This is a genomic window from Candidatus Njordibacter sp. Uisw_002 (assembly GCF_047730155.1).
GTDB lineage: Bacteria > Pseudomonadota > Gammaproteobacteria > Pseudomonadales > Balneatricaceae > Njordibacter.
Genome location: NZ_CP159832.1, coordinates 1,645,644 through 1,661,789, shown reverse-complemented (window position 1 = coordinate 1,661,789; position 16,146 = coordinate 1,645,644). Strand labels below are relative to the sequence as shown.

Annotated in this window: 12 protein-coding genes; 11 read left to right on the top strand and 1 reads right to left on the bottom strand. The window is 46.0% G+C overall.

Annotation, left to right across the window (positions count from 1 at the left end; genetic code table 11):
* Positions 1-12 precede the first annotated feature (12 nt).
* Positions 13-2,604, bottom strand: a complete 2,592-nt coding sequence (gene hrpB / locus ABXT42_RS07905; protein WP_443627604.1) for an ATP-dependent helicase HrpB — start codon at positions 2,602-2,604, stop codon at positions 13-15.
* Between the two features lie 288 nt (positions 2,605-2,892).
* Here hrpB and ABXT42_RS07900 point away from each other — a divergent pair, with 288 nt between their 5' ends.
* The 11 genes from ABXT42_RS07900 (at position 2,893) to deoA (ending at position 16,130) form a co-directional block, all read left to right on the top strand.
* The gene (locus ABXT42_RS07900) at positions 2,893-4,098 is read left to right on the top strand and encodes a M20 aminoacylase family protein (protein WP_443627603.1); all 1,206 of its coding nucleotides are present in this window, start codon (positions 2,893-2,895) and stop codon (positions 4,096-4,098) included.
* A 42-nt stretch (positions 4,099-4,140) separates the two neighbouring features.
* Positions 4,141-5,133: a sugar-binding transcriptional regulator gene (locus ABXT42_RS07895; RefSeq protein WP_443627602.1), complete on the top strand. Its 993-nt coding sequence runs from the start codon at positions 4,141-4,143 to the stop codon at positions 5,131-5,133.
* Positions 5,134-6,183, top strand: coding sequence for a deoxyribose-phosphate aldolase (deoC, locus tag ABXT42_RS07890; RefSeq protein WP_443627601.1), 1,050 nt, complete (start codon positions 5,134-5,136; stop codon positions 6,181-6,183).
* Positions 6,184-6,239: 56 nt separating this feature from the next.
* Positions 6,240-8,609, top strand: coding sequence for an aldehyde dehydrogenase family protein (locus ABXT42_RS07885; protein WP_443627600.1), 2,370 nt, complete (start codon positions 6,240-6,242; stop codon positions 8,607-8,609).
* Between the two features lie 67 nt (positions 8,610-8,676).
* A complete protein-coding gene (locus tag ABXT42_RS07880) occupies positions 8,677-9,678 on the top strand; it encodes a BMP family lipoprotein (RefSeq protein WP_443627599.1) in 1,002 nt (333 codons plus the stop codon).
* Positions 9,679-9,815: 137 nt separating this feature from the next.
* Complete coding sequence (locus ABXT42_RS07875; RefSeq protein WP_443627598.1) at positions 9,816-11,414, top strand: ABC transporter ATP-binding protein; 1,599 nt, start codon at positions 9,816-9,818, stop codon at positions 11,412-11,414.
* Positions 11,411-12,541, top strand: a complete 1,131-nt coding sequence (locus tag ABXT42_RS07870; protein WP_443627597.1) for an ABC transporter permease — start codon at positions 11,411-11,413, stop codon at positions 12,539-12,541. The genes ABXT42_RS07875 and ABXT42_RS07870 overlap by 4 nt, the downstream gene beginning before the upstream one ends.
* Complete coding sequence (locus ABXT42_RS07865) at positions 12,538-13,512, top strand: ABC transporter permease (protein ID WP_443627596.1); 975 nt, start codon at positions 12,538-12,540, stop codon at positions 13,510-13,512. Before ABXT42_RS07870 ends, ABXT42_RS07865 begins: the two co-directional genes overlap by 4 nt.
* A gap of 34 nt (positions 13,513-13,546) precedes the next feature.
* Positions 13,547-13,969, top strand: a complete 423-nt coding sequence (cdd, locus tag ABXT42_RS07860) for a cytidine deaminase (protein WP_443627595.1) — start codon at positions 13,547-13,549, stop codon at positions 13,967-13,969.
* Positions 13,966-14,781, top strand: coding sequence for a purine-nucleoside phosphorylase (locus ABXT42_RS07855; RefSeq protein WP_443627594.1), 816 nt, complete (start codon positions 13,966-13,968; stop codon positions 14,779-14,781). Before cdd ends, ABXT42_RS07855 begins: the two co-directional genes overlap by 4 nt.
* Before the next feature lie 5 nt (positions 14,782-14,786).
* Positions 14,787-16,130, top strand: a complete 1,344-nt coding sequence (gene deoA / locus ABXT42_RS07850; protein WP_443629462.1) for a thymidine phosphorylase — start codon at positions 14,787-14,789, stop codon at positions 16,128-16,130.
* Positions 16,131-16,146: the final 16 nt, after the last annotated feature.

The following is a 16,146-nucleotide window of genomic DNA, read 5'->3' as shown; positions in this document are numbered from 1 at the left end:
GCGCTTTACGATTTAAGTTCTACGCAAAGCACGGTTCGTTTTAGCAGTGGCCAATGCTTGGGTAGGGTCATCTGGCCAAGGGTGTCTTGGGTAACGCCCTTTCATTTCTTTTTTAACTTCTGTGTAGCTAGTTTGCCAAAAATTAGCTAGGTCTTGGGTCACCTGTAATATTTGTCCACCAGGGGATAATAAATGCACTTGCAATGCTGTGCCATAACCCACACTTGGTGGCTTTTGCATGCCAAATAGCTCTTGTAATTTTACAGCCAATACCGGTGGTTTTTGGCTGTAATCGATGCCATGGGCATTGCCAGAAGGCACTGTAAAGCGAGCAGGTGCAAGTTGCTCTAGCTGATTGGGTAAAGGCCAAGGTAAAAGGTTGGATAATATTTGTTTTAAATTGAGTCGCTTAAGGTCTTGAGCATGGGTGACTTTATCTAAAAATGGTCCAAGCCAAGTGGGCAGGCTTGTTATTAATGCAGGCGTGGATACATCAGGCCAAGGGTTTGGTGTGCTAGAGCTGTGCGGATAAGTTTGATGCAATAACGCCACCTTAGCTTGCCAGTTGAGGGTGTCCTTATCCCAGTTTAGTGGCAACAACTCCATCTGAGCTAAATGATGACAAATAGCGTCAATTTTATCTTGGGGATCAATGGTCTTAATTCTTTGTGTATCCATTAGAATTTGCCCCACTTGGGTATGGCGTTGAGCAATAAGACGGTCATGTTGTTCATGCCAGTGTATTTGTGTGTGAGCATGGGTAAGGTGTTCAAGGGGGCCTGCAAACAAATTAATAGGTAAATCTACTGCTAGGCAAAGTCGCTGGGTTGCCTGTGTTGATGTGGCCTCAAAACCAATAGTGCTAGCAATAGCTAGCCAAGCAGCTCCTGCATGGGGTTGCTGGCAGGCCACGCGCTTGCCGTTGGCAAGTTTGTATTGTTTTGGATCTGATGTTTGCTTGGCTATTCGTTCTGGCCATGCATGGGCGACGAAAATAGCCGCCAATTGGCTAGGATTATATGGGTGGTTTATCGGCACCACTTTGGTTTGTGGCATCTGGCTTAGCAAACGTTTGGCCTGTTTGGTGATTCTAAGGTGAAGGCCTTTTAGGTTGTGCTGGATGGGTTGTTTGTTATTAAGCCAATGGACTCTCAACATCAAGTCGTAATCTTTGTTTGAAGCTTCCTTTAATGGGTCTTTTTCGCTTAGCAGTGCCACTAGCTGACAACCTAATAAGAGTGCGTTATAGCTTTTAGCAATAAGTAATAAATGCCCAAGGCGTGGGGATAAAGGTAACTGACTTATTTTTTTGCCATGATCAGTAATAATAAACCCTTGGCCTTTGGGCGTTAAGGCGCCAAGCTTTACAAGCAGTTGCTCTGCTTTTTTCCATGGGCCTTGAGGAGGGAAGTCCATCCACTTCATTTCATTAGGGTCTACGCAGCCAAAGGCGTGTAACTGCAGGCACAAGTTAGTTAAATCGGCTTGCTTTATTTCTACCGTGGCATGGGGAGCAAGGCCTTGATGCTGGCTTTCATTCCATAAGCGGTAACAGGTGCCAGCACTTAGGCGACCGGCTCGGCCAGCGCGTTGAGTGGCTTGTGAACGTGACACTTTCACTGTTTTTAAACGGCTCAGCCCAGTGCGGGTGTCATAGGCCATTTGGCGAGATAAGCCTAAGTCAATCACGCAGTCTATACCTTCAATGGTGAGGCTGGTTTCGGCAATATTGGTGGCTAAAACAATTTTTCGGTGCCCTTTGGCTGCGGGGCTAATGGCCAGTTGTTGCTGCTCCATGGGTAACTCACCGTAAAGAGCAAATAGTTTGACGTTACTTGAGCATAAACTCGCCAAATGCTCTTGAGCTCGGCTAATTTCACCCCGACCTGGTAAAAATACCAGTACGCTGCCTTGATGATCTATGAGTGCTTGAGCAAGAGTATGATAAAGCGTGTCATAAAGGGCGAAGTCAATGCGCCCATTACTTGGGGCTGAGCCTACGTAATGAGTAGCTACAGGAAACGCTCGGCCTTGGCTAATTATAATAGGCGCGTTATCTAGTAATTGGCTCACACTTTGCGCATCTAAAGTAGCCGACATCACAATGAGCTTTAAAGGCGTTTCATCACGCAGTAATTCACGGCCTTGCAAACACATGGCCAAACTTAGGTCACCATCTAAGCTACGCTCATGAAATTCATCAAAAATTACAGCACCCACTCCTTCAAGGCTTGGGTCTGTTTGCAACATGCGCAGTAAAACACCATGAGTGATCACCTCAATGCGCGTATTAGCACTTACTTTGGTGTCCAAACGCATGCGATAACCGACCGTGTCGCCACAGGGTTTTTGCAGGCTTTTTGATAAAAATTGCGCCGTGGCAAGGGTAGCAATGCGGCGAGGTTCGATCAGGAGTATTTTCTGTTGGCCAAGCCATGGGGCTTGCAGTATAGCTAAAGGTACGCGTGTAGTTTTACCTGCCCCTGGTGGCGCAATAAGTACCACTTCATGGCGATTTTCTAGCGCTTCACATAGTGCCGGCAACACCTCTTCTATGGGTAGAGTTGTCGCAGCTAACGTCGCTTTTTCAGTCGCTAAGGGCATTTTTTTCTCAATAAACTGACATTAGCTTTTGCTCAGTAGTAAGCATGATAAGCAGGTTACTTTAAAGAAAGATACCTGTTGGCGCAACTTAAAGACTGGTTATAAATGGTGTATTTTGGCCCCATTATTCCTAATAGCGATTAATATATGAGCCAACGCATATGCGACTAAACGTCTACTATTGACTCACCCTATAAATAAGCTATGCTCCTTTAGCTAAATGGTTTGTGCACCTAAACAATGCTGCCATTATTTACTTTAGAACAGTTAAGAACTTGAGGCACCTGTATGACACTGCTGGCCCCTATCGTTGCAGAAGCGGACACCTTTAAAACCATTCGACGTGATATTCACGCCCACCCAGAATTGTGCTACACCGAACACCGCACTGCAAAAGTTGTGTCTGACAAGCTGATTGAAATGGGCATTGAAGTGCATAAAAACATAGGCGTTACTGGTGTTGTGGGTGTGATTAAAGGTCTAAAGCTAGGCGCTGGCATTGCGCTTAGGGCAGACATGGATGCCTTACCGCTACAAGAACACAACAAGTTTGATCATGTGAGTCAATATGCAGGCAAGATGCATGCCTGTGGCCATGATGGCCACACCGCCACACTACTTTGTGCTGCAGGTTATCTGGCAAAAAATCGTGATTTTTGCGGTACGGTTTATTTAGTCTTTCAGCCTGCCGAAGAAGGTGGTGCAGGGGCGCAAGCCATGATTGACGACGGCTTGTTTGAACGTTTCTCAATTGATGAAATTTATGGCTACCATAACTGGCCAGGTTACCCAGAAGGGGTAGTGGCTATTGTTGACGGCGCCATGATGGCTTCGGCAAGTGAGTTTGAAATTAAAGTAGTGGGCAAAGGCGCCCATGCCGCAATGCCGCACTTGGGTGCAGACCCATTGTTGGTAGCTTGTCAGCTGGTGCAAGGGTTGCAGTCGATTGTTACTCGCAATATTAACCCACTGGATAGTGTGGTGTTGTCGGTTACCAAAATTCACTGTGGTGATGCCACTAACATTATAGCTGATAGTTGTATGATTGAAGGTACGGTACGATGTTTCTCTGAAGAGGTGTTGCAAGCGGTTGAACAACGCATGGAAAAAATATCACAAGACTTATGTTCAGCATTTAGTTGTGAAAGCCAGTTTGTGTTTGAAAGATCCTATCCAGCCACCATCAACCATGCCCCTCAGGCCCAGCACGTGCGCGAGGTGGCCACACAACTATTAGGTGAAGATAAAGTCATTAACTTTACACCAACGATGGGGTCAGAAGACTTTAGTTTCTTTTTACAAGAAAAGCCGGGGTGCTATTTTGCCTTGGGCAATGGTGAGGGTGACCATCGTGATGCAGGTCATGGGCTAGGGCCGTGTATGCTGCATAATCCAAGCTATGATTTTAATGATGCCTTAATTCCTATCGGTGCAAGCTTATGGGTAAAATTGGTTGAATCTCGCTTGGGCGGCAGTGGTATTGTTTGTAAATAAAACTCTGGTATAAATTTTACACATGGTGTAATATTTTTCACTATGAGTACTAAACATACAAAACAAGACACCGATACCCAGCAATTAGACCTAGCTACACGAGCTGCTTGGCTGTCATTTATAGGCGGTTACACTCAAGGCGAAGTGGCTAAACGGTTGGGCGTGTCGCCCGTTAAAGCGCATAGGCTTATTCAACTTGCGCAGCAGCAAGGCATGGTAAAAATATTTATCGAAGGTGAGCCTGCTCACTGCATTGCACTGGAAGAGCAACTAGCCAAAAAATTTAACCTACTTTCTTGTTTAGTTGCGCCGTCAGAGCATCTCCATGCAGGCGACAACGAAGATGATTTTAACGAAGTGGGTGCTGGCGCCGCACGCTTTTTCTATAACCTTCTTAATCAATTACCCAACGCTTCATGTGTGGGCATTGGTAAAGGACGATCCCTTTCAGCCTTAGCAGAAAAGCTTCCTAAAATTAATCGTCCAGATCTCACCTTTGCTTCTGTTTCTGGCAGTTTTACGCGTAAATTTTCAACTAACCGGCTAGATGTAGTGCAACATTTTGTTGAGCGCACAGGCGGTGAAGGCTACTTTATGCCGGTGCCTTATTTGGCTCGCGATGATGCAGAACATAAAATGTTGATGGCCCAAGCAAGTGTGCAATTTAGTTTAAATTTAGCGCGCAATGCCAACGTATATGCCGTGGGTATAGGTGGACTTCAAACTAATCATTACTTAAAAAGTGTGGGTTTAGTGACTGAGTATGACCTAGAAGCGCTGCGAACAGCCGGGGCCGTATGTGACTTGATTGGCAGTTTTTATGATATTTCAGGACACTTGGTTGACCATCCGCTTAACGGCCATGGTTTAGGTATTACAGCTGCAGAAATGGCAGGCAAACGCGTGGTGGCAGTAGCTGGTGGGCTAGGCAAAGAGTTGGCCTTACTTGGAGCGCTGCGTTCTGGTTTGGTGACAGATGTTGTCATGGGTGAAGCGACCGCTGAAAAATTAGTTTCTTTGATGGAGAATAAATAAATGGCAACGCACGTGCCTACAAACGCATCTATAAAAGGTGATACACAACCAACTATAAGCTTGGTTAAGCCTACTGAGCAGCAAGTAGGCCATCAGGGCGGCTTATTACGTAATCCTGGTATTGCTTTAAATTTACAGCACCTTAATAGCATTAGAGTTAACAAAAGTGCTGTAGAGCGCCGCTGCGCGCACTATGGCACTCGACGTAGTATTAAAAAGCAACAGCAGGCCGCATGGTTACTCAAAGCGATTACTTTGATGGACCTTACCACCTTGTCTGGTGATGATACCCAAGATCGTGTAAAGCGTTTGTGTAGTAAGGCTAAAAAACCAATCGGGGCCCAGTTAAAGAAACATTTGGGTATTGAAAAACTCAACTTAACGACTGCCGCAATATGCGTGTATCACGAAATGCTTGGCACAGCATCTATAAGCCTTACAGGTTCAGGTATCCACTTGGCAGCGGTTTCTACAGGTTTTCCAGCGGGTCTGTCGCCATTGCCGCTGCGTATTGCAGAGATAGAATATTCAGTAGCTGCAGGGGCTGATGAAATAGACATTGTTATTAGTCGCAGGCATGTTTTGGAAGGTAATTGGCAAGCCTTATATGATGAGGTTAAATCTTTCCGCAAAGCCTGTGGCAGTGCCCATTTAAAGACTATTTTAGCTACAGGTGAGCTGGGCAACTTAGCCAACGTAGCCAAAGCGTCTATGGTTTGTATGATGGCAGGGGCCGACTTTATTAAAACCTCCACGGGTAAAGAAATAGAAAATGCCACCTTACCTGTAAGTTTGGTAATGGTGCGCATGATCCGTGAGTATTACCAACTGACAGGTTTTTATATCGGTTTTAAGCCGGCAGGTGGAGTGAGTAACACCAAAACTGCGCTGCTTTATATGACCATGATGCAAGAAGAGCTAGGGCGGCGCTGGCTAGAACCTGACTTATTTCGTTTTGGTGCCTCAAGTTTACTGGGTGATATAGAAAGACAGCTAGATCATTATGCAAGTGGCTACTACTCAGCAGCTTACCGACACGCTTTGGCGTAAATTTAGCGTAACCCGGGCAAATAATGACCATGACCACTAACAAAAAGATGACAAAAATGACGTTAACACAAGAATTTGAGCAGCTAAATTATAGCCAAGCACTAGAAAGTGATAGCCAAGCCCAAGAGTGGCTGCAGAAAAATCAGCGTCGTTTTGGCCATTATATTAATGGTGAGTTTGTAAGCCAAACTGATGCACCAGTAATAGATGTATATAACCCAGCTACCTCAGACCTATTGGCACAGATTGAAGTGGCCAGCAGTGAACAGGTAGACAAAGCGATTAGCTGTGCGCGCAAAGCTCAGCCAAGCTGGTGGGCGATAGGTGGATTTGGTCGTGCCAAAATACTCTATGCCTTAGCGCGTAATTTACAAAAATATGCACGTTTGGCTGCGGTGCTAGAAACCTTAGACAATGGCAAACCCATTCGTGAAAGTAGAGACGCTGATATTCCTTTAGCTATTCGCCACCTATACCACCATGCTGGATGGGCAAAACTGCAAGATGAAACCTTTCCAAACCATGGGCCAGTAGGTGTAGCCGCACAAATTATCCCATGGAATTTCCCTTTGTTGATGCTGTCATGGAAAGTGGCTCCAGCCATTGCAATGGGCAACACCATTGTGATTAAACCCGCAGAACAAACCCCCTTAACAGCCATGCTGTTTGCGCAAATTTGCCAAGAGTCTGGGGTGCCAAATGGTGTGGTAAATATTATTAATGGTGCAGGTGATACCGGTGCTACCCTTGCTGCCCATGATGGTGTAGATAAAGTAGCCTTTACAGGGTCTACTGCAGTGGGCGCAGCGATTCGGTTAGCAACAGCAGGCCAAGGTAAAAAACTAACCTTGGAATTAGGTGGAAAATCTGCCTTTATTGTATTTGAAGACGCAGACCTAGATGCCGCTGTTGAAGGCCTTGTAGACTCTATTTGGTTTAACCAAGGCGAAGTATGCTGCGCCGGCTCAAGATTATTAGTGCATGCTCCAGTGGCTGATAAATTGTACGATAAGTTGAAGCTACGCATGCAGCAGCTGCGCACAGGTTCGCCACTAGACAAGTCGATTGATGTGGGTAGCCTAGTAAGCCAAGAGCAATATAATAGGGTGAGTCAATTAGTCAGCCAAGGGCTCAAATCTGGCGGTGACATCTATCAAGTTCAAGATGAGGATGGGCAAAAAAATTATTATCCACCCACATTAATTACAGACATAGATACCAGCCATCCCTTGGTACAAGAAGAGATCTTTGGCCCTGTGCTAGTGTCTATGACCTTTAGAACCCAAGCCGAGGCGGTGGAGCTAGCCAATAATAGCCGCTATGGCTTAGCAGCTAGTGTGTGGAGTGAAAATATTAATCGCGCTATGGATGTGGCACCTAAGATTAAAGCGGGTGTGGTGTGGGTCAATAACCACAATCAATTTGATGCAGCGTGTGGCTTTGGTGGAGTTAAAGAATCTGGCTTTGGGCGCGAAGGTGGTAAAGAAGGGTTATATGAATATTTAACACCCACAGGCCTAACCTCTATGAAAGGCTCTTCAGTTGCCAATGCACCCTCAAAAACTGCGCTTAAAGTGTCCTCTATCGATCGCACATTAAAATTTTATATCGCAGGTAAGCAGGTGAGGCCAGATTCAGGCCATAGTCAAACTACCTATAACTATGATGGCAGTGTGGCTGCCATGGTGGGTGTGGGCAGCCGTAAAGATATTCGCAATGGTGTTTCAGGTGCTTTAAAGGCATCGGCTTGGGCACAGCAAAGTGGCCATGCACGGGCGCAGGTGATTTACTTTTTAGCCGAAAATTTAGCCCAGCGAGAAAACGAATGGCTAGAGCGCTTACAAAAAGTGTGTGGCTATAATTTAGCCAAAGCTAAAGCCGAATTTGAAGCATCTTTGAGCTGTCTTTTCACCTACGCTGCATGGGCAGATAAATACGATGGGGCAGTGCACAACGCACCTTACCGTGGTGTTACATTGGCTTTGCCTGAAGCGGTGGGAGTGATAGGGTTAGTAGCGCCTAATGAGCAGCCATTAATTTCTACTATAGCGCTTATGGCACCTGCTATTGCCATGGGTAATCGGGTGGTATTGGTGGCCAGTGAGCTGTATCCAAGTATCGCATTGGAGCTTGTGCAAGTGCTAGAAACATCTGATGTGCCAGCAGGTGTGGTGAATATTATTGCAGGCCAAAAAGCAGAGCTTGCTAATCATCTTGCAGGCCATGGCGAAATTGAAGCGATGTGGTGTTGGGCAAGCGCCAGTGTTAATAAACAAACAGAGCAAACAAGTGCAACAGATTTAAAGCGCATGTGGACTCATTCAGAGTTAGATCGAGACTGGCTTGATCCCAACCAGAGTGAAGGCGTAGAATTTTTACGCCAAGCTACACAAGTGAAAAATATTTGGACGCCCTACGGCGACTAATTTGAAAGAAGAAAGTAGAAAGAAAAAAAGCGGCTTAAGCCGGATTAAGTAAAACTAGGAGAATATAATGAAGCTAAATAAAATCACCATGGCAATTGCCGCTGCAGCAGTGGTATTAACTACCAGCGCTGCTCAAGCAGAAATTCAGCCAGCAGTTGTCTATGACAAAGCGGGTAAGTTTGATAAGTCATTCAACGAGGCTGTGTTTAACGGCATTAAGCGCTTTACTGCAGACACTGGTATTAGTGTGCGTGAAGTGGAGCCCACTAACGAAGCTCAAGTAGAGCAAGGCCTTAAAAAGCTAGCTAAGCGTGGAAATAGTCCAATTGTTGGTGTAGGTTTTGCTCAAGCTAACGCTGTAAGTGCTGCAGCTCAGGCATACCCAGACGCTAAGTTCACCTTGATCGATATGGTTGTACCAGAAGCTAACGTGCAAAGCGTAGTGTTTCGTGCTCAAGAAGGTTCTTTCTTAGTAGGAGCTTTGGCCGCGATGAAGTCTCAAACCGGCACTGTTGGTTTTGTTGGTGGCATGGACATTCCTCTTATTTCGGTATTTGGTTGTGGCTTTGAGCAAGGTGCTAAGCACATTAATGCAGACATCAAAGTGCTTACTAGCTTTGTAGGCTCTACAGGTGCAGCATTTGCTAACCCATCTAAAGGTGGCGAAATTGCCCGTAGTCAATATGAAGCAGGTGCCGATATCGTATTTGCTGCAGCTGGCTCTTCAGGTAATGGTGTAATCCAAACTGCTGCAGACATGGGTAAGCTTGCTATTGGTGTAGACTCAAACCAAAACTACTTGCAGCCAGGCACCGTACTTACCTCTATGGTTAAGCGCGTTGGTGAAGCTGCGTACCAAAGCTATGCTACTGCACAAAATGGCACATGGAAGCCAGGTTTTGTGAGCATGGGTCTTGCTGAAGGCGGTGTTGATTGGGCACTTGACGAGCATAACCGTAGCTTAGTATCTGCCGATATGGAAGCTCAGGTTAATGCACTTAAAGCATCTATCATCGCTGGTGATATTTCAGTACATGACTATATGTCAGATAACACCTGTAACTACTAATCTGTAGCTACTATAGGTAACAGCGCTTAGCACTTTTGTAGTTATAGATAGTGTTCAAGGGCTAATGCAGTGGGTGATTTAGATCAATCACCCACTGCCATTTTGTTCCGCAGACCGATAACCAAAGATTGATGACTATGACCGATACTTTTGCTATTGAATTAACCAACATTGATAAGCGCTTTGGCGCCGTACATGCCAATAACAAAGTTTGCTTGCAAGTAAAGCGAGGAAATATTCATGGCATCGTTGGTGAAAACGGTGCTGGAAAATCAACACTTATGAGCATTCTGTATGGCTTCTATCAAGCTGATGCAGGACAAATTAAAGTATTAGGCCAGCCTCATACTTTTACAGATTCACATCAAGCCATTGCCGCAGGCATTGGTATGGTACATCAGCATTTTATGCTGGTAGAAAATTTCACTGTGTTAGAAAATGTAATTTTAGGCAGTGAAGGTGGGGCTTTATTGGCCAATGGTATGGCTGCTGCACGTAAAGAGCTCACTCGTTTAGCAGATGTATATGGTTTAAAAGTAGATTTAGATGCCACCATAGATACCTTGCCCGTAGGCTTGCAGCAACGCGTAGAAATACTTAAAGCATTGTATAAGGGCGCCAAAATTTTGATTTTGGATGAGCCCACTGGCGTGTTAACACCCCAAGAAACAGAAGAGCTGTTTCGCATTTTTGATGCCCTAAAACAGCAGGGCGTCACCATCATGTTAATTACTCACAAATTACGTGAAATTATATCCGTTACCGACCAAGTGTCGGTGATGCGTGCAGGCCAAATGGTAGCTCATAGAGACACACGCGATACTAGCCGTGAAGAGCTTGCCGAGCTTATGGTGGGCCGCAAGGTGCTTTTGCAAGTGAATAAAAAAGCAGCCAATGTGCGCGCACCCTTGATGAAGGTTAAGCGCTTAAGCGTGGCTGATGATCAAGGTGTAATGCGGCTAAGCGATGTAAGTTTTGAACTACGTGCTGGCGAAGTGCTAGGTGTAGCGGGAGTGTCTGGTAATGGGCAAACGCAGCTATTAGAAGCCTTGTCTGGCATTGTGAAAATGACCAGCGGTAGTATAGAAGTTTTAGGCTTTACCATGGATGCCAAAAACCCAATAACACCTGACAAGATGCGCAAAATAGGTTTGGCACATGTGCCAGAAGATCGCCACCGCATGGGTTTGATCACTGACTTTAGTGCCAGTGAGTCAGCTTTGTTGGGTTATCACACCGACGCCAAAATAAACTCAGGCATTTGGCTTAACAAAAATAACGTTGAAGACAACTGCAAAGCCTTGATGTCTGCTTTTGACGTGCGCCCTGCAGATCCTCACTTAAAATCGGCTAATTTTTCAGGGGGTAATCAACAAAAGCTTATTTTAGCTCGTGAAATGGAGCGCAACCCAGATGTACTACTCATAGGCCAGCCTACCCGTGGCGTGGACATTGGTGCCATTGAATTTATCCATCAGCGCATTATAGATATGCGTGATGCCGGTAAGGCTGTGTTATTGGTGTCGGTAGAGCTAGATGAAATAATGTCGGTGAGTGATCGTATTATTGTTTTATGTGACGGCCAGATTACCGGGCGCATTAATGCTAGTGATGCCGATGAGAAAACCCTAGGCATGATGATGGCGAATGCGTTAGATCCTATAGACCCCCTACAAACTATGGATGATCAACGAGCCTCCATGAAACAAGCCTCTACTCAGGAAAACCAAGTATGAACCGCGATACACGTATAGCTTGGATCAACCGGCTACTGTTGCCTTTACTGAACATTATTACTGCCTTTGCAGTGACAGCTTTGGTGTTTTGGCTCATTGATGTAAACCCTATCGAAGCAGCGCAAGTGCTGCTATATGGTGCATTTGGCTATGAAGAAGGCATTGGATATACCATCTACTACGCCACTAATTTTATCTTTACAGGCTTGGCAGTAGCTGTGGCTTTTCATGCGGGCTTGTTCAACATTGGTGGAGAAGGCCAAGCCTACATAGGTGGTTTGGGCGCTGGTCTTGCCATACTGATGTTAGACCCTAGCCTTGGCGCATGGGTGTTTATACCGGCAAGTATTATAGGCGCGTTATTGTTTGGCGGCCTATGGGCTTTGATTCCAGCCTATTTGCAGGCCTATCGTGGCAGCCACATAGTAATCACCACTATTATGTTTAACTTTTTGGCTGCATCGCTGATGGTATACATCATGGTGCATGTGCTGCGCGAAACAGGGCAAATGACCCCTCAAAGTGAGCTGTTTCCAACCAGTGCATGGATGCCTTTTGTGCACGATGTAGCTGCAGGTTTTGGCTACAATATAGAGGCTTCGCCTTTAAATATGTCGGTGTTATTAGCTTTGGTGTGTGCTGTGCTTGTGTGGTTTTTCTTGTGGCACACGCGCTGGGGTTATGCCATACGCGCCACAGGCAAAAATGGATCTGCCGCTGTTTATAGTGGCATAAAGCCTAAACGAATTATTATTGTAGCCATGTGTATCTCTGGCGCCTTAGCTGGGTTGGTGAGTGTAAATGAACTGGTAGGTTATCAGCACAGGCTTATTATGGATTTCCACTTAGGCTATGGCTTTGGTGGCATTGCTGTGGCATTGATGGGCCGTAAACACCCTATTGGCATTATTGTAGCGGCTGTGTTGTTTGGTATTTTATACCAAGGTGGCGCAGAGCTTGCTTTTGAAATGAGCGGCATTTCTCGCGACATTGTGGTGGTAATGCAAGGCTTAGTTATCTTGTTCTGTGGTGCTTTGGAGTATATGTATAGGCCTTGGCTAATACGCACATTAGCACCGGTTAAACAAGAAGCAGCAAACCAAGCAGCAGCAGAGGTGGGCGCATGAGTGACGTATTCTTAACAGTACTGCTAACCTTAGATGCCACTTTCCGTGTGTCTACTCCCTTAATTATAGCTGCAATGGCAGGCCTTTTTGCCGAGCGTGCAGGTGTGGTTGATATCGGTTTGGAAGGCAAAATGTTAGCTGCAGCTTTTGCTGCAGCAAGTGTGTCTGCAGTGGTAGGCTCGCCTTGGGCTGGTTTGGGCGTGGCCATGCTGGTGTCTTGTGGTTTGGCTATGTTGCATGGCTTTGCCACTATTACCCACCGAGGTGACCAGGTAGTAAGTGGTATTGCCATTAATATTTTAGTGGCTGGATTAACCGTTATTTTAGGCTTGGCTTGGTTTCATCAAGGCGGCCTAACACCTGCGTTAAACAATGACTCACGTTTTCTTTCTATTACTTTGCCTTTTGTTGATCAGTTGGCACTTATCCCTGTGTTGGGGCCCATTTATAAAGAGCTGATAAGTGGCCATAATATTTTGGTATATCTAGCGTTTGTAATAGTGCCTTTGGTTTGGTGGGTAGTGTATCGCACCCGCTTTGGTTTGCGGCTTAGAGCGGTAGGTGAAAACCCCACAGCAGTAGACACTGCAGGCTTGTCAGTGGTGAAGCTGCGTTATAAAGCCTTACTTATTGGTGGTGTGTTATGTGGTATTGCAGGCACTTATATCGCCATAGCTCATAATGCTCAATTCACCAGAGACATGACAGCAGGCCAAGGATATATTGCTTTGGCAGCGCTTATTTTTGGTAAGTGGCGCCCATTAACTGTGATGCTTGCCTGTTTGCTATTTGGCTTTTTAGATGCGCTGGCAGTGCGCTTGCAAGGTGTAGAGATTGCAGGCATTGGAGAGATTCCGGTGCAGATGATTGAAGCCACACCGTACCTTTTAACTGTGATTTTGTTGGCAGGCTTTATTGGCCGTGCTACACCTCCAAAAGCCTCGGGCATAGCTTACGTAAAAGAGCGATAACACAAGTAATACCCAGTAATAAACAGGAACGACAATGATGTCTGATCAACCAAAAATACAAACCACTGAAGCCAAGCTTATAGAGGGTGCTAAACAGGCTATGGCTAAAGCGTATGCGCCATATTCTAATTACCCAGTGGGTGCTTTAGTAGTCACCCAAGATGGCCAAACGTTTGTAGGCTGTAATGTTGAAAATGCCAGCTATCCAGAGGGCCATTGCGCTGAGACAGCAGCGATTGCTGCTATGGTAATGGCAGGACAACAACGCATTCAAAGCATTTACATTATGAGCCAAGATGAACAAGGCGCTACGCCTTGTGGAGGCTGTCGCCAACGTATACGAGAATTTGCAGATAACGATACCCCAGTTTTTTTGTGCTCGCCGAAAGGCGTGCAAAAACGCTTACAACTTTCAGATTTATTACCACATGCATTTGGGCCGGAGTTTTTGATATGAGCCAAGTAGACGACTGTTTAGCCGTTATTCATAAAGCAGTAGGTGATTTTGTGCCCCAAGTAGGCATGGTGCTAGGCTCGGGTTTGGGCACCTTTGCAGACCAAGTGGATGCTGTGGCTAGCATTGGGTTTGATGATTTGCCAGGTTTTCCCCAAGCAGGAGTGGGCGGGCACGCAGGGCGGCTGGTGCTGGGCCGTGTGGGAGGCACCGGTGTGGCTGTATTACAAGGCCGAGCGCATTACTACGAGCATGGCAAAGCTGACGTAATGGCTGTGGTGATTCAAACCTTTAAAGCCATGGGTTGTGAAGCACTTATTCTCACCAATGCCGCAGGTAGCATGGTAGCTGATGCAGGGCCAGGCAGTGTGATGTTGATCACTGATCACATTAATATGACCGGCGTATCGCCCCTGTTTGGTGCTCAAGGTAACTCACGTTTTGTAGATATGACACAGGCCTATAATCAAAACATGAACGATGCCATGCGCAAAGCAGCGCTAGCAAACAATGTTAAATTACATGAAGGCGTTTACGCATGGATGTGTGGGCCTCATTTTGAAACGCCAGCAGAAATTAGAGCCCTTAAGGTGCTTGGAGCCCAAGCTGTGGGTATGTCCACAGTGCCAGAGGTTATTTTGGCTAGGCACCAAGGCTTGCCTTTGTGCGCATTATCTATTGTCACTAACTACGCTTCAGGCATGAGCCCTACGCCATTGAGCCATGAACAAACTATGGAATACGCAAAAATGGCAACCGATGGCGTGGAGCGTTTATTAAATGCGTTTTTACATGCTTATGGAGCGCCCTTGTGACAGCTATGCAACTCTCTACAGCCACTTTTTTACCTCAAGAGATCATCCGTAAAAAGCGCGATGGGCTAACACTTAATGATGCCGAAATTACCTTTATGGTGAAAGGCATTACCAGTGGGCAACTAAGTGATGTGCAGCTAGGTGCATTTGCTATGGCGGTGTATCAGCGTGGCATGACCATGGCAGAGCGCATCACCTTAACGCAGCAAATGATGTATTCGGGCAACGTATTAAACTGGCAACAAATGGATCTAAATGGCCCCATAGTAGATAAGCATTCTACCGGTGGTGTGGGCGACAAGGTAAGCTTGATGTTGGGGCCTATAGTGGCGGCTTGTGGCGCTTATGTGCCTATGATTTCTGGACGAGGTTTGGGCCACACAGGGGGCACTTTAGATAAGTTTGATAGTATTCCAGGCTACAATGCCTACCCAAGTGAACAAATGTTTAAGGCACTAGTGAAGCGTGTAGGCTGCGCCATTATTGGCCAAACAGACCAGCTAGCACCGGCAGACCAACGCATGTATGCCACGCGTGATGTTACTGCTACGGTAGAGTCTATCGACTTAATTACTTCTTCTATTTTGTCTAAAAAGCTTGCTGCAGGTTTAGACGCTTTAGTGATGGATGTGAAAACAGGCAACGGTGCTTTTGCTGCAAAAATGTCTATGGCACAAGAGCTAAGCCAGAGCATTTCACACGTGGCCACAGGTGCAGGAGTGCCTACTAGATGTTTAATCACCGACATGAATCAGGTGCTAGGAAAAAGTGTGGGCAATGCTGTAGAAATGGCAGAGTGTGTCGACTTTTTGTGTAACCCACAGCAAGCTGAGCCTAGGCTTCTGGAGCTTACCATAGAGCTAGCTGCGCACATGTTAGACATCAGTGGCGCAGCAGACACCCTAGATGCAGCCAGAGATAAAGCCAGAGATGCCTTAAATAAAGGCCATGCCGCCACAGTGTTTGCTAAGATGGTGGAAGGCCTTGGCGGGCCAGCAGATTTGCTTGAAAAACCTACCCTTTATTTACCCCAAGCACCCATTGTGAAGCCTATTTTGGCGCCAGCATCTGGCTATGTATCGGCTATGGATGTGCGAGCTATAGGCATGTCTATGGTGAGCCTTAAAGCCGGGCGCAGTAAAGCTGAAGACCCTATAGATTATGCCGTGGGCTTAAGTAATATGGTGCAAATGAACGACTATGTAGAACAAGGCCAACCTATCGCGTTAGCCCATGTGCGAAGCGATGATCAGCTTAGTATGCTAAACCAGCAGATACTTAAAACCATACAACTAAGCCCTAAAGCTTGCAAAACCCAAGCCTTAATAAAAGAGTGCTATCAAGCATAACGATTTAACGGTGTAG

Coding starts and splice junctions, on each gene's coding strand:
- ABXT42_RS07885 (WP_443627600.1), top strand. CDS start 6,240: ATGACGTTAACACAAGAATTTGAGCAGCTAAATTATAGCCAAGCACTA.
- deoC (WP_443627601.1), top strand. CDS start 5,134: ATGGCAACGCACGTGCCTACAAACGCATCTATAAAAGGTGATACACAA.
- ABXT42_RS07895 (WP_443627602.1), top strand. CDS start 4,141: ATGAGTACTAAACATACAAAACAAGACACCGATACCCAGCAATTAGAC.
- cdd (WP_443627595.1), top strand. CDS start 13,547: ATGATGTCTGATCAACCAAAAATACAAACCACTGAAGCCAAGCTTATA.
- deoA (WP_443629462.1), top strand. CDS start 14,787: ATGCAACTCTCTACAGCCACTTTTTTACCTCAAGAGATCATCCGTAAA.
- ABXT42_RS07870 (WP_443627597.1), top strand. CDS start 11,411: ATGAACCGCGATACACGTATAGCTTGGATCAACCGGCTACTGTTGCCT.
- ABXT42_RS07880 (WP_443627599.1), top strand. CDS start 8,677: ATGAAGCTAAATAAAATCACCATGGCAATTGCCGCTGCAGCAGTGGTA.
- ABXT42_RS07865 (WP_443627596.1), top strand. CDS start 12,538: ATGAGTGACGTATTCTTAACAGTACTGCTAACCTTAGATGCCACTTTC.
- ABXT42_RS07875 (WP_443627598.1), top strand. CDS start 9,816: ATGACCGATACTTTTGCTATTGAATTAACCAACATTGATAAGCGCTTT.
- ABXT42_RS07900 (WP_443627603.1), top strand. CDS start 2,893: ATGACACTGCTGGCCCCTATCGTTGCAGAAGCGGACACCTTTAAAACC.
- hrpB (WP_443627604.1), bottom strand. CDS start 2,604: ATGCCCTTAGCGACTGAAAAAGCGACGTTAGCTGCGACAACTCTACCC.
- ABXT42_RS07855 (WP_443627594.1), top strand. CDS start 13,966: ATGAGCCAAGTAGACGACTGTTTAGCCGTTATTCATAAAGCAGTAGGT.